A 13,428-nucleotide genomic window follows, 5' to 3' on the forward strand; every position below is an offset into this window, starting at 1 on the left:
CCCTTTCCGGAAGCACGCCCCGGGTCAAATCAGGATGTGTAATATCCAGGTTGCGAAGGGAGGCATGCGCACCCACCAACCCCGCCTGCCACCAGCCCCTTTCGACGCTCCAGCCTCCGCACCCCCGAGGCGTCGTACCCCCGAGGCGCCGCAGCGCGACACCCCGACCGCCACCCGCCCCGACAGGCCCTGCCCGGCGGTTCGCCCCACCCGCCCACACGGCGCGGATCACCCATCGCCCACCACCCAGCCACGCGCCGACGACCTGTCGCACGGCGCACACCCTCAGGGAGAATCTGGATGTCCGATGTCTCGGTTCCGACCGATGGCGCTCCGGCGACCGAGGCGGGGAAGGCCGGTGGCGGTGGCCTCGCCGCCACGTTCGTCCTCGCGCTCGGCACGTACGCCGTCGGGACGGACGCCTTCGTGGTCGCCGGCTTCCTTCCGGACATGGCCCGCGCGCTGCACGTCTCGTCGGCCACCGCCGGGCAGTCGATCACGGTGTTCGCCGCCGCCTACGCCGTACTGTCGCCCGTGCTGGCCACGCTGACCGCACCGCTGTCGCGGCGAACCCTGCTGGTCGGCGCCCTGGTCGTGCTCGGCCTCGCCAATCTGGGCTCCGCGCTCGCCCCCGACTTCCGGACGCTGATGCTCTCCCGCGTCCTGGCCGCCGCGGGCGCCGCCGTCTACACGCCGGGCGCCGGCGCGGTCAGCGCCGCGCTGGTGCGGCCCGAACTCCGCGCCCGTTCGCTGGCGGTGGTCGTCGGCGGGCTCACCGTCGCCACCGCCCTGGGCGTACCGCTGGGCCAGGTGGCCAGCGGGGCGCTCGGCTGGCGCGGCGCGCTCGGTCTGGTCGCCGCCCTGTGCCTGGCGGTCGCGGCCGGCGTCGCCTGGATCATGCCGTCGCTGCCCGGCAGCCCCCGACTCCCGCTCCGCGCCCGCCTCACGGTCCTGCGTCAGCCCGCCGTGCTGGCCGTGCTGACGCTGACCGTGTTCGGCATGGGAGCCAGCTACACCGTGTACGCCTACAGCGTCGAGGCGTTGGACGCGGTGGGCGTGGCCGACTCCCGGCACGTGTGGATGCTCTTCCTGTACGGGCTCGGCGCGGTGCTCGGCAACCTCGCCTCCGGGTTCGGTACCGACCGCTGGGGCTCGGCCCGCGTCCTGAGGACCGGGTACCTCACCATGGCGATCTCCCTGGGCGGGCTCGGCTGGCTCGCCTCGGCCCACTCCCCGTCGCTCGTCGTGGTCGGCCTCGTGATGGTCGGCTGGGGAGCGAGTACGTGGTGCCAGACCCCGGCGCAGCAGCATCGCCTGATCGCGGCGGCCCCACGGGAGGCGCCCCTGGTGGTCTCCCTCAACTCCTCGTGCATCTACCTCGGCATCGGCCTCGGCACCCTGGCCGGCGGCGCCGCCCTACCCACCGGCGTGGGCACCGTGTGCGCCATCGCCAGCGGGGTCGCCGTCGTCGCCCTGGCGTTCTCGCTGGCGACGGCGCGCGCGCCGGGCGCGTCAGCGACCGCACCCCGGGGCGAGCGCTGAGGACGGCGCGCGGCGTCGGCGCGCCGGTGAGCCGGTGCGCCGGGCCGCCGGCTGGCGGCGGCCCGGCCGCGGGCGCCCGTCAGGCGTTCGGGCGGAGCGTCCAGGTGATCGACATCTCGCCGCTGACGGCGCCGTCTTCACGGGTGATCTCGACGCGCACCGAGAACTCGGGCCGGCCGCCGGCGTCCAGCTCGGCGACCACGTCGGCTATCGGGCGTTCGAGCTCCGCGGTCGCGGTGATGACGCCCTTGGCGACCTTCCTGTACCCGATCTCGGCCCGTACGGCGAGCGGCACCGCGCGCGCGAGCTGGTCGCCGAAGGCGGACAGCACGATCGCCCCGCTCGCGGACTCGGCCAACGTGAACATCGCGCCGGCGTGCGGCCCCTGGATGTGGTTGTGGTAGTCGGGCTGGTCCGGCAGGCGCAGGACGGCGCGCTCGGCGCTCGTCTCGACGAACTCGAGGTTGAGCGTACGAACCATCGGCACGCTGGCCGTGAGCATCTCGCCGATCGACGGCATGGTCTCTGACATGCCCGAAAGTTACCAGCGGGTAGGAACTTGTGGGAAGGGTTGACGTAGCAGCCCGCAGACGGCCCCTCTATGGTTACTCGCCATGTGGCCAGGACAGCAGCCGCCCGGGGGCGAGCAAAACCCGCAGGACCAGAACCCGTACCAACAGCCGGGATATCCGCAGACCGGACCGCCGGGGCAACCGGGTCCGTACCAGACCCCGGCGCCGGGGCAACCCAACCCGTACCAGCAGCCGGTGCCGCCGCCCGGCGCGCAACCCGGCCCGCCCGGGCCGCCGGGAGCGCCGCACCAGGGCGCCCCGCAGCCGGGCCCCTACCAGCAGCCGGGCTATCCGCAGCAGACCCCGCCGCCGCAGACGTGGAACGCGCCGGCCGGGCCGGGCGCCCCGCAGCCCCCGCAGGGCGGCGGTGACAAGCGGAAGAAGACCATCGCGATCGTCACGGCGTCGGCCGTGGTGGCCGCCGCGGCCGTCGCCGGCGTGGTGATCTTCTCCGGCGATGACGGGGACGACAAGAAGGACAGCGCGAAGGAGTCGCCCAAGCCGTCGGCCTCCGCCCCGTCCCAGCAGCCGGGCGGCTCGCAGGCGCCGAGCGGCGGCCCGGACAACCCGCGCGGCGGCTCGGACAACCCGCGCAGCGGCGACCCCGCCGCCAAGCCCGTGATCCCGGGTTGGAAGACGGTCATCAGCGCCAAGCGCCACGTGGCCTTCGACGTCCCGGACACCGCGGACTGGAAGGTCGAGTCGGCGGGCCTGTCGGTCGGCTTCGAGAGCGACAAGGGCAAGCCGCTCGTCATCATGTCCAGCCCCGCCAAGTACAAGCAGGACGCGTGCTCGGTCAAGGTCGAGGGCAGCACCCGGCCGGACACCAGCGACCTCGGCGGCGTCGGCACCAAGGGCGCGCTGGGTGCCAAGAGCGAGGCGAGCGCGGCCGAGATCGAGGCCGAGAACTGGGTGTTCGCCGGCTACGACCAGAAGCAGACCGGCCAGCGCAAGGTCACCAAGGCCAAGCCGTTCCAGAGCGACCACGGGCTCAAGGGCTACGCCGCCTCCGCGACGGTCACCGGCGTCAAGAAGACCGACAAGTGCTCCAGTGACGGCAAGTCCTTCACGGTCGCCTACACCGACGTCAACGGCGACTACGCACTGTGGGTCCTGCACGCCGCCGCCGGCGTCAAGGACGAGTTGCCGAACGAGACCATCGAGAAGATCAAGAGCACCCTGCGCCCGCTCAAGTCGAACGGCTGACCCCGCCCGCGCACGGGCCGCGGGTAAACGGTTTGGCAGGGGGACCCACCCCCGGGAATAGTCCGCCTGTGACCACTCCCCCGGCTACACCGCACCGCCGCCCGGCCTGGGCCGGACGCAACTACACGCTCCTCACGACCGCCGCCGTGGTGACGGGCCTCGGGAACTCCGGGGCCCTCATCGCGGCGGCGTTCGCGGTCCTGGACGCGGGCGGCGACGGCACCGACGTGGGCCTGGTCGCCGCCGCCCGTACCGCCCCCCTCGTGCTGTTCCTGCTGATCGGCGGGGCCGTCGCGGACCGGCTGCCCCGGCACCGGGTGATGGTGGCCGCGAACACCCTGAACTGCCTGTCGCAGGCCACCTTCGCGGCCCTGGTGCTGTCCGGGGACGCGGCGCTGTGGCAGATGGCCGTGCTCGCCGGAGTGGGCGGCACCGGCCAGGCGTTCTTCGCCCCCGCCGCCGAGGGGATGGTGCTCAGCTCGGTCACCGGGGAGCAGGCCAGCCGGGCGTTCGCGTTCTTCCGGATGGGCGTAGGCGGCGCGAATATCGGCGGCGCGGCGCTGGGCGGGGCGCTGATCGCCGCCGTCGGACCGGGCTGGGTGTTGGCCATCGACGCCGCCGCGTTCGCCTTCGCGGGCGCGCTGCGGGCCTTCCTCGACGTCAGCCACACGCCCGCCCGCGCACCCGGGGGCGGGCTGTTGCGCGAGTTGGCCGAGGGGTGGCGCGAGGTCGCGGGACGCCCGTGGCTGTGGAGCATCGTGGGCCAGTTCGCGGTGGTCAACGCCGTGGTCGCGGCGGCGCAGTCGGTGTACGGCCCGCAGGTCGCCGAGGACCATCTGGGCGGGGCCAGGCCCTGGGGCGTCGCGCTGGCCGCGTTCGGGGCCGGCACGCTGGGTGGCGGGTTGCTGATGACCCGCTGGCGTCCGCGCCGCATGCTGCTGGTCGGCACCGTGTGCGTCTTTCCGCTGGCCCTGCCGTCGGCCGCGCTGGCCGTGCCGCTGCCGTTGGCGGGCCTGGCCTCGGTCATGTTCCTGTGCGGGGTCACCGTGGAGGTCTTCGGGGTCTGCTGGATGATGACGCTGCATCAGGAGATCCCGGAGGACAAGTTCTCGCGGGTCTCGGCGTACGACTGGTTCGGGTCGGTGGCCATGCTCCCGGTGGCCACGGCGCTCGCCGGGCCGACCGAGCGCCTGGTCGGCCGCTCGACCGCGCTGTGGGGTTGCTCAGCCCTGGTCCTGCTGCTGACGGCCGTGGTGCTCCTCGTCCCGGACGTACGCCGACTCCGGCGCCGCACCGACGCTCCCCGGCCCGCCGCCACCCCGGCGGGTTCCCCGCCCGTGAGCGCCACCCCGGTCGCCGGCCCGGTCGAGGGCCCAAGTGGTGGCCAGGTCATTGCGCGTGGGTCCGAGTCAGCGGGCGGGGACCCGGGCCGGGCGCCGGACGCGCGCCCGGGGCTCAACTGATGCTGAACGCGCCGCTCGGCGGCACGGGTGAGGGCGTCGCCGTCGCGTCCCTCACCGGTGCGGCCCCGGCCACCAGGCGCTCCAGCGCGGCGCCGTCGGCCACCCGCGCGGGGAAGGGGTCGGCGGCGGCGCGGCGGGCGAGCGCGGCGTACGGCAGCGGCTGCTGGCCGGCCACCAGGATCGCGTTGCCGAACCGGCGGCCCCGCAGCACCCCGGGCTCGGCGATCAGGCACACGTGGGCGAAGACGGCGGCCAGCGTCGCCGCCTGGGAGCGCAGGAAGGCGAACGGGGCCCCGTCCGCCACGTTGGCCGCGTACCGGCCGGTGGGGCGCAGGACGCGGGCGGCCTGCCGGGCGTACTCGACGGAGGTCAGGTGCGCGGGCACCCGCGAGCCGCCGAAGACGTCGGCGACGATCACGTCGGCCGACGCGTCGTCGGCCAGCGCGAGCGCTTCGCGGGCATCGACCGCCGCGACCTCGACCGCGCGGTCCGGGCCCAGCGGCAGCACCTCGGCGACGAGGCCGATCAGCGCCCGGTCGGCCTCGACCACCCGCTGGCGCGAGCCGGGCCGGGTGGCGGCGACGTAGCGCGGCAGGGTCAACGCCCCGCCGCCGAGGTGCAGGACGTCCAGCGGAGCGGCCGGTTCCGCGTCACCCTGGCCGGCCGTGTCCAGCACGTGGCCGAGTCGGCGCGCGTACTCGAACTCCAGGTGCAGCGGGTCGGCGAGGTCCACGTACGACTGCGGGGCGCCGTCCACGGTCAGCAGCCAGCCGTGCGGGCGGTCCACGTCGGGCAGGAGCTTGGCGGCGCCGAAGTCCACGGCACGGCTCACGGGTATCCGGTCGTCCACTCCCCCATTGTGCGGCCGAGCGCCCGCCGCCCCGCACCAGCGCGTCCCGCTCCGTGGGCCCAGCGGGGCCACGGAGCGGGACGAGGGTGCCGCCGCGCGACAGCCGGGCGCCGGCGCGCGGGCGGCCCGCGCGCCGGCGCTCAGCCCTCGATCGTGAGCACGGTGCCCGCGCCCACCGTCCGACCGCCGTCCCGGATGACGAAGCGCAGGTCGGGCTGGACGGGGGTGGCGCGGCTCAGCTCGACGCCCAGCGTGAGGGTGTCGCCGGGGCGAGCCGCGCGCGCTCCCGGCGGGTTGATCGCGCCGAGGACGTGGGTCGTCCGCAGGAAGAACTCCGGGCGGTACCCGGTGGCGAACGGCTCGGCCCGCCCGCCGCGCGCCCCCGGCAGCACGTGGACGTGCGCCGTGAATTGGCGTCGCGGCGTCAGGCTGCCGGGGGCGGCGGCCAGGTCGCCGCGGCGCAGCACGGCGTGCGGGACCCCGCGTAGCAACAGCGCGACGGTATCGCCCGCCTCGGCCCGGGTCAGCGGTCTGCCGAAGACCTCCAGGCCGGCCACCGCCATCTCGACGTCGGGGCCGACGACCTGCACCCGGTCCCCGCTGCGCACCGTGCCGCGCTCGATGGTCCCGGAGATCACCGCGCCCTCGCCGGCGCGCGGCAGCGCGTGGTCCACCGGCAGCAGGAACGGCTCACCCGGCTGGCGTTCCGGCGTGGGCACGACGGTGTCCACCGCGTCCAGCAGCGCCTCGATGGTGCCGATCCACCGCGGGACGCCCTCCAACGCCCGGAGCGCCGAGACGCGGATGACGGGCGTGGTGCCGCCCGGGTAGCCGTGCGCGTCCAGCAGCGCGCGGATCTCCCGCTCGGCGCGCTCCATCGCCGCCGCCTCGCCGGCGTCCACCTGGCTGAGGGCGACGACGAGGTGCTCGACGCCGAGTTGCCGGGCGATGAGCACGTGCTCGACGGTCTGGGCCTGGACGCCGGCGAGGGCCGAGACGACGAGGATCGCCCCGTCGAGCTGGGCCGCCCCGCTGATCACGTGCTCGATGGCGGCGGCCTCGCCGGGCATGTCCCGGTGGGCGTAGTGCCGGGTACCGGTCTCGTACTCGACGCGCGTGCTCTTCAGCGCGCCGCGCGCCGCGGCGTCCAGCGCCCGGTCGCTGCGCGCGGGCGGCGCGACGTCGACGGCGGTCCGCGCGCCGAGCAGGCGCGTGATGGCCGCGGTGAGCGTGGTCTTGCCGTGGCGGGCGTGGCCCAGGGTGGCGATGTTGAGGTGCGGCTTGGCGAGTACGGGCGTCTGCGCGGACATGGGTTCCTCTCGGGGAACGGAAGGGGGCCCGAGGTGTCGGGCCCGGTGGAGGGAGCGGTGCGGTACGTCGCGAGCGGCCCGCGGCCGGTTCGTGGGGCCGGCGCACCCGTGCCAGGGGGTGCCCCGAGGCGGTGTGCCGGGCGCGGCGGACGGGGACGGGCGTGGCGCGGGGAGCGGGCTGACGATGTGGCGAGCGGATCAGTCGGCTGGCGCGGGCCCCTGTGCCGGACCGACCCTCCCGCTGCGGGGCCCACCGAGATCGTCGGGGAGGGTCAGCTTCGTACGCCGCCCGTCGGGATGGGCGGGGCGGCTGGGAGAGGGGTGAGGGCAGCTCCGACGGCATCCGCGGCTGCGGCCACGAGCGCGTGCGGGGCATACCGGACCATGGCCTGATCATGTCCCTCGCCCCGGGTCCGGTCGAGCGGTTTTCCCAGCTCGGCCGCGCGGCCGAGGAGCGTCCCGCGCTCCCGCCGCCTCGTGAGCCCAGGCCACCCCGCTGCCCCCGAGCGCCCCGCCCCCGCGCGCCGCTTTCCCCGCCTTCTGCTCCGTTCCCCCATCACCCCGGTGGCCCACTGGCCCCTGTCGTCTCCGGCGCCCCAGGTGCCCCGTGGTGGGCCGGCCCGTGGGGTCGTCCCGGCCCTTCGGGTTTCCTTCGGTGGCGTTCACGGGACACCCGGGGCACACCGACGTCGGTTACGCTCCACCGGTGTTCGAACCTGCCGCGCAGTCTCCCCGCCGCCTCGCGTGGTGCGCCCGGGCGTTGCTGTCCCCGCGCGCCCGGCTCGGCCTGCTCATCCTGCTGCTGGTCAGCGCGGGCACGGCGGTGCTCATCCTCGAACCGCAGCGACTGATACGCGACGGCTGGCCACCCCAGATGTCGGGGGCAGCCGCCGTGGTGGTGTTCGCTGCCGCGTACGGGCTCTGCACCTCGGCCCTGGTGCCCAGACCGCTGCTCAACCTCGCGGCCGGGGCCCTGTTCGGCAGCCAGGCGGGGCTGCCGGCGGCGGTGGCCGGGACCGTGCTCGGCGCGGGCATCGCCTTCGGCCTGGGCCGACTCCTCGGGCAGGACGCGCTACGACCGCTGTTGCGGGCCCGTCCGCTGGCGATGGCCGACCGGCAACTGAGCGACCACGGCTTCCGCTCGATGCTGGCGCTGCGCCTCTTCCCGGGCATCCCTTTCGCCGCCGCGAACTACTGCGCGGCGATCTCCCGGATGGGCTGGCTGCCGTTCCTGCTGGCGACGGGGCTCGGCAGCGTGCCGAACACGGCCGCCTACGTCATCGCGGGCAGCCGCGCCTCGACGCCCACCTCGCCCGCCTTCCTCATCTCGATGGCCTTCATCGCCGTCACCGGGCTGGCCGCCGTGCTGGTCGCCTGGCGCAAGCGCGCGACGCTGCGCGACCGCCCCGCGCCGGCGCCCGAGGCGTCCACGGCGCGGGAGCAGGCCCCCGAGGTGCGGGAAGACGCGCCGAGGGCCGCCGCGGCGCCGGGCGCGTGACAGCTCGCGGGGGCGGGGAGCCGAGGGCTCTGTCCGCGGCTTCATGAACGGACGCTACGCTGCCCCCTGACTGGTGGATGATCGTGGTCGGGCCGTGACCCTGCCGGCCGCGCAGCCCACCGGTGTCCCGTCAGCTCACTCAGCGAAAGCCAGCATGAGTCCGGCCAGACCACTTCCCGCATGACCGCGCCCGCGCACGCGCGTCGCACGCCTGCCCAGAAACCGCCCTTGACCCGCATCCTTGCTGGTCAGAACGTGATCAGCATTTGGATGGCATAGATATCGATGTCTTGGTTTGAATCCTTCATCCTCGGACTCGTCCAGGGCTTGACCGAGTTTCTGCCGATCTCCTCCAGTGCCCATCTGCGGCTGACGGCGGCGTTCGCCGGATGGAACGACCCCGGGCCGGCCTTCACCGCGATCACCCAGATCGGCACCGAGGCCGCGGTGATCATCTACTTCCGCAAGGACATCGCGCGGATCGTCTCCGCCTGGTGCCGGTCGCTGTTCAACAAGCAGCTACGCGGCGACCACGACGCCAAGATGGGCTGGCTGGTCATCGTCGGGTCGATTCCGATCGGCGTGCTCGGCCTGACGCTCCAGGACGCGATCGACGGCCCGTTCCGCGACCTACGGCTGATCGCGACGACGCTGGTGGTGCTCGGCATCGTGCTCGCCATAGCGGACCGGCTGGCGGCCCGTGACGAGACGGGCGGCCGACACCGGGCGGTCAAGCACCGCAAGGGCCTGGACGAACTGACCACGCGGGACGGCCTGCTGTACGGCATCTGCCAGGCCATGGCGCTGGTGCCCGGCGTCTCCCGGTCCGGCGCGACCATCAGCGGCGGCCTCTTCCTCGGCTACACCCGCGAGGCCGCGGCCCGCTACTCGTTCCTGCTGGCCATCCCCGCGGTGCTGGCCTCGGGCGCGTTCGAGCTCAAGGACGCCGGCCAGGGCCACGTGTCGTGGGGGCCGACGATCTTCGCGACGGTCATCGCGTTCGTCGTGGGGTACGCGGTCATCGCCTGGTTCATGCGGTTCATCTCCACGAAGAGCTTCATGCCGTTCGTGTACTACCGCGTGCTGCTCGGCCTGGTCCTCTTCGCCCTCGTCGGCTTCGACGTCCTGAGCCCGCACGCGGGCGAGTCGGGCGACTAGAGGCCATGAGGAGCCTCATTTAGCCGACGATCTTCATGATCGTCTCCCATTTCTCTCCCATGGGAAAGGGAGCATCCACCGCCCCGCCCGCGCCGTCAGGCCGCGGGCGGGGCGTGGTGCGTGGCGCCCGTGGCTGCGCGGCGCCCCCCGGCACAGGGGCACGGCGGGCGGGCAAGGAGCGCGGGCGATCAGGAAGCGTGGAAGGTCAGGAGGTGCGGCGCTCGCGCCCGGCGCGCCAGCTCGCCACCACGTCCTCGACGTCGTACGGCACGAGGTTGAGCGGCGGGCCCTCCGGCGGGCGGGCCAGCGCCGCGCGGATCTTCTCGTTGATCTCCTCGACGATGCGGCGGGCCATCCGCTCGGACGGCGCCCTGGTCGCCGCCTCCCGCGCGTCCTCGGCCTCCTTGCGCAAGGCCAGGCTCGGCGGCAGGAACGAGAGCTGCTCGCGGGCCATCTTCTCCTTGATCCACCAGGACTCGTCGTAGGGCGCGTCCGGACGGTCGAGGGGCTTGCCGAAGCCGGGCAGCCGCTCGAACTCGCCCCGTTCGGCGGCCTCCCGAATCTGCTTGTCGACAAAGCTCTCGAAGTCGACACCGGGTGGCTTGCGCTCGGTCATGATGCGGCTCTCCCTCGACGCGTCGGGGTACTACCTGGCGTACTACCGAGGGTAAGAGACGCGCCCCGGGCGCCGAACAGCGCACCGAGGCCGCCCCGCCGCCCGCCCGCCCGCGCCCCACCACTCACCCGCGTCTCACCGCTCGCACCCCGTGCTCACCGCTGCCCGAACTCCGCCCGGATCGCCTCCGTGTGCGCGCCGAGCGCCGGCACCGCGCCCATGCGCGCCTCCCGCCCGCGCACCGTGACCGGCGGCAGCAGTCCGCGTAGCGGTCCCGCCGGCGTGTCGAAGGCGCGCCACCGGTCGCGGGCGGCCAACTGCGGGTGCTCGGCGAACTCGGACACACCGCGCAGCCGCGCGTTGGCGATGCCCGCCGCGTCGAGCCGGGCCAGCAGTTCGTCGGCGGTCAGGTCGGCGAAGGCCGCGTGCAGAACCTGGGTCAGCTCCGCGTCGTGCGCCCGGCGCAGCGGGTTGTCCGCGAACCTGGGGTCGCGCGTCAGGTCGGGCCGGCCCAGGACCCGCGCGCACAGCTGAACCCAGTCCCGGTCGTTCTGCACGCACAGGAACACCTCGCGGCCGTCGCCCGCCCGGTAGGGGCCGTACGGGGCGATCGAGGGGTGCCGGGCGCCGCTGCGCGGCAGCGGGCCCGCCCCGTACATCCCGTGGAACAGCGGCTGCCCCATCCACTCGCCGAGGGCGTCGAGCATCGCGACGTCGAAGGCGCTGCCGTGGCCGGTGCGCTCGCGTTCGTACAGTGCCGTGAGGACGCCGGTGTACGCGTACATGGCCGCCGCGATGTCGGCGATGGAGATGCCGGCGCGGGCGGGCGACTCCTGCGTGCCGGTCGCCGCCACCAGGCCGGTCTCGCACTGCACCAGCAGGTCGAACGCCTTGCGGTCGCGGTAGGGGCCGTGCTCCCCGTAGCCGGAGATGCCGCAGACGATCAGTCGTGGCCAGCGTTCGCGGAGCGCGTCGGCGCCGAGGCCGAGCCGGTCGGCGGCGCCGGGCGCGAGGTTCTGCACGAAGACGTCGGCGGCGTCCAGCAACCGGTCGAACAGGGCCCGGTCGGCGGCGTCCCTGAGGTCGAGCACGACGCTCTCCTTGCCCCGGTTGCACCACACGAAGTACGCCGACTGGCCCATGACCTCGCGGTCGTAATCGCGCGCGAAGTCCCCGCCGCCCGGCCGCTCCACCTTGATCACCCGGGCGCCCAGATCGGCCAACTGGCGGGTGGCGTACGGGGCGGCCACCGCCTGTTCGAGCGAGACTACGGTGATGCCCTCCAGAGGCGACATGCGGTCAACTCCCTCCTGTGTGGCGCCCGGACGCCCGTCCGCGCACCGGTCCCGGTCCGTACCGCCATCGTGCGGCGTCATCCCCCTCGCCGGCACCGGGGCCTTCGGCGCCGACCGGCCCGGCGGGGCCCGGGCCCATCCGACGCCGTACGGGTTCCGCGCCCCCGGGCCGGGTGGGGGCGCGGCGTTCGCCGGGTGCGCGACCGGCACCGCGCGCACACTGGTGCCCCGGCCGGACGAGAGACCCGCGAGGTGTTGATGCCACGGGCCCGCGCATACTCCTTCCTCGCCTCGCGGTGGGGCCGTACGGTCGCGGCCCCGGCGGCCGGGGCGCTGCCCGCGCTCGCGTTCCCCACCCCCGGGCTGTGGTGGCTGGCCTACGGCGCCCTGCTGCCCTGGCTGCTGCTCATCCGTTCGGCGCCCACCGGGCGCCGGGCGGCGTGCGAGGGCTGGTTGGGCGGCGCCGGCTTCCTGCTGGCCGTGCACCACTGGCTGCTGCCACTCCTGCACGTGTTCATCGTGGTGGTGGCGGTCGGGCTCGGGCTGTTGTGGGCGCCGTGGGGGTGGCTGGTACGCCGGCTGCTCGGCCCGGGGACGGCGGGTGGGCGGCGGGCGGCCGGTGCGCTGGTGCTGCTGCCCGCCGGCTGGCTGCTGGTCGAGCTGATCAGGTCCTGGCAGTACCTCGGGGGGCCGTGGGGGCTGCTGGGGGCGAGCCAGTGGGAGGTCGAACCGGCGCTGCGGCTGGTGTCGATCGGCGGCGTCTGGCTGGCCAGTCTGCTCGTCGTCGCGGTCAACACCGCGCTGGTCGTCCTCGTGGCGCTGCCCGGGGCCCGCAGGGTCGCCGTCGCGGGGCTGGCCGGCTGCGCCACGGGCGTCGCCGGCGTGTGGGCCTGGTCGCCGGCGCCGCGGCCCGCGGGCACGGTGCGCGTCGCCGTCGTGCAGCCCGGCATGATCGACGGCAGCAACCGTCGCTTCGACCGCCAGGAGGAGCTGACCCGGGGGCTGGCCGGACGCGGCGTGAGCCTGGTCGTATGGGGGGAGTCGAGCGTCGGCAGCGACCTGCGCGAGCGGCCCGACCTGCGGCGACGGCTGGCGGTCCTGTCCCGCGACGTGGGCGCTGAGCTGCTGGTCAACGTGGACGCCAGGCAGGCCGGCCAGCCCGGCATCTACAAGAGTTCGGTACTGGTGGGCCCTCAGGGGCCGACCGGCGACCGCTACGACAAGATGCGGCTGGTCCCCTTCGGCGAGTACATCCCGGCCCGCTCCGTCCTCGGCTGGGCCACCTCGATCGGCCAGGCGGCGAGCGAGGACCGCAGGCGCGGGGCGCGCTCGGTCGTGATGCGCGTGCCGGGCGTGAGCGCCGGGCGCCCGTCGGCCCGCCACGCGGGCGCGGGCACCGGCGCGACGCCCGCTCCCCTGAGCGCCGCCGGGCTGCGGCTCGGGCCGCTGGTGTGCTTCGAGTCGGCCTTCCCCGACATGAGCCGGCGGCTGGTCCAGAACGGGGCGCAAGTCCTGGTCGCGCAGTCCGCCACGTCCTCCTTCCAACACAGTTGGGCCCCCGAACAGCACGCCGCGCTGGCCGCGCTGCGCGCCGCCGAGACCTGGCGCCCCACCGCGCACGCCACGTTGACCGGCGTCAGCGCCGTCTTCGGCCCGCGCGGCACGCCCGTCGGCGGCCGGCTCGGCACCCAGCGCAGCGCGGCGGCCGTCTACGACGTCCCCCTGGCCGCGGGCACCAGCCCGTACGTGCGGTACGGCGACTGGCCGGCGTACGGGGCGGTCGCGGCGCTGCTGGTGGCCGCGGTGGCGGCCGGCGGCCGGGCGCACCACCGACGCACCCGCGCCGAGCGCCCCGTGGAACCGGCACCCGAGCACCGGGACACGGGCAGCCCGGTGGGCTCCTGAGCACGGTCGGGGC

The 13,428-nt window shown here is 74.9% G+C and carries 11 protein-coding genes; 6 read left to right on the forward strand and 5 right to left on the reverse strand.

Annotation, left to right across the window (positions count from 1 at the left end; all coding sequences use genetic code 11):
- Positions 1–300: 300 nt before the first annotated feature.
- Complete coding sequence (locus tag H7H31_RS01505; protein WP_187060797.1) at positions 301–1,542, forward strand: MFS transporter; 1,242 nt, start codon at positions 301–303, stop codon at positions 1,540–1,542.
- Between the two features lie 79 nt (positions 1,543–1,621).
- Here the strand turns inward: H7H31_RS01505 and H7H31_RS01510 are convergent, their stop codons facing one another.
- Positions 1,622–2,074 carry a DUF4442 domain-containing protein gene (locus H7H31_RS01510; protein WP_187060798.1) on the reverse strand — a complete coding sequence of 151 codons (453 nt, stop codon included), beginning with the start codon at positions 2,072–2,074 and terminating at the stop codon, positions 1,622–1,624.
- Positions 2,075–2,156: 82 nt separating this feature from the next.
- On the opposite strand from H7H31_RS01510, the gene H7H31_RS01515 reads away from it, so the two are divergent.
- Together H7H31_RS01515 and H7H31_RS01520 are read left to right on the forward strand one after the other, a co-directional pair.
- A complete protein-coding gene (locus tag H7H31_RS01515) occupies positions 2,157–3,320 on the forward strand; it encodes a hypothetical protein (RefSeq protein WP_187060799.1) in 1,164 nt (387 codons plus the stop codon).
- Positions 3,321–3,388: 68 nt separating this feature from the next.
- Complete coding sequence (locus H7H31_RS01520; RefSeq protein WP_187060800.1) at positions 3,389–4,783, forward strand: MFS transporter; 1,395 nt, start codon at positions 3,389–3,391, stop codon at positions 4,781–4,783.
- Here H7H31_RS01520 and H7H31_RS01525 read toward each other — a convergent pair.
- Positions 4,776–5,633: a spermidine synthase gene (locus H7H31_RS01525; RefSeq protein WP_187060801.1), complete on the reverse strand. Its 858-nt coding sequence runs from the start codon at positions 5,631–5,633 to the stop codon at positions 4,776–4,778. The two genes, H7H31_RS01520 and H7H31_RS01525, sit on opposite strands and share 8 nt — an antisense overlap.
- A 140-nt stretch (positions 5,634–5,773) precedes the next feature.
- Entirely contained in the window at positions 5,774–6,943 is a 1,170-nt protein-coding gene (locus H7H31_RS01530) for a GTP-binding protein (protein ID WP_187060802.1), read from the reverse strand.
- 706 nt (positions 6,944–7,649) lie between these two features.
- Here H7H31_RS01530 and H7H31_RS01535 point away from each other — a divergent pair.
- Together H7H31_RS01535 and H7H31_RS01540 are read left to right on the forward strand one after the other, a co-directional pair.
- Positions 7,650–8,441, forward strand: a complete 792-nt coding sequence (locus H7H31_RS01535) for a TVP38/TMEM64 family protein (protein WP_187059833.1) — start codon at positions 7,650–7,652, stop codon at positions 8,439–8,441.
- A 285-nt stretch (positions 8,442–8,726) separates the two neighbouring features.
- Positions 8,727–9,599 (forward strand): undecaprenyl-diphosphate phosphatase, encoded by an 873-nt coding sequence (locus H7H31_RS01540; protein WP_187059834.1) that lies wholly within the window; start codon positions 8,727–8,729, stop codon positions 9,597–9,599.
- Between the two features lie 205 nt (positions 9,600–9,804).
- Here the strand turns inward: H7H31_RS01540 and H7H31_RS01545 are convergent, their stop codons facing one another.
- Together H7H31_RS01545 and H7H31_RS01550 are read right to left on the reverse strand one after the other, a co-directional pair.
- Positions 9,805–10,215 (reverse strand): DnaJ family domain-containing protein, encoded by a 411-nt coding sequence (locus H7H31_RS01545; protein ID WP_187059835.1) that lies wholly within the window; start codon positions 10,213–10,215, stop codon positions 9,805–9,807.
- 155 nt (positions 10,216–10,370) lie between these two features.
- Positions 10,371–11,510, reverse strand: a complete 1,140-nt coding sequence (locus H7H31_RS01550; RefSeq protein ID WP_187060723.1) for a CaiB/BaiF CoA transferase family protein — start codon at positions 11,508–11,510, stop codon at positions 10,371–10,373.
- A 258-nt stretch (positions 11,511–11,768) separates the two neighbouring features.
- Here H7H31_RS01550 and lnt point away from each other — a divergent pair, with 258 nt between their 5' ends.
- The gene (gene lnt / locus H7H31_RS01555; protein WP_187060724.1) at positions 11,769–13,415 is read left to right on the forward strand and encodes an apolipoprotein N-acyltransferase; all 1,647 of its coding nucleotides are present in this window, start codon (positions 11,769–11,771) and stop codon (positions 13,413–13,415) included.
- Positions 13,416–13,428: the final 13 nt, after the last annotated feature.

The sequence above is a fragment of the Streptomyces buecherae genome, assembly GCF_014295035.1.
In the GTDB taxonomy this organism is placed as follows: Bacteria; Actinomycetota; Actinomycetes; order Streptomycetales; family Streptomycetaceae; genus Streptomyces; species Streptomyces youssoufiensis.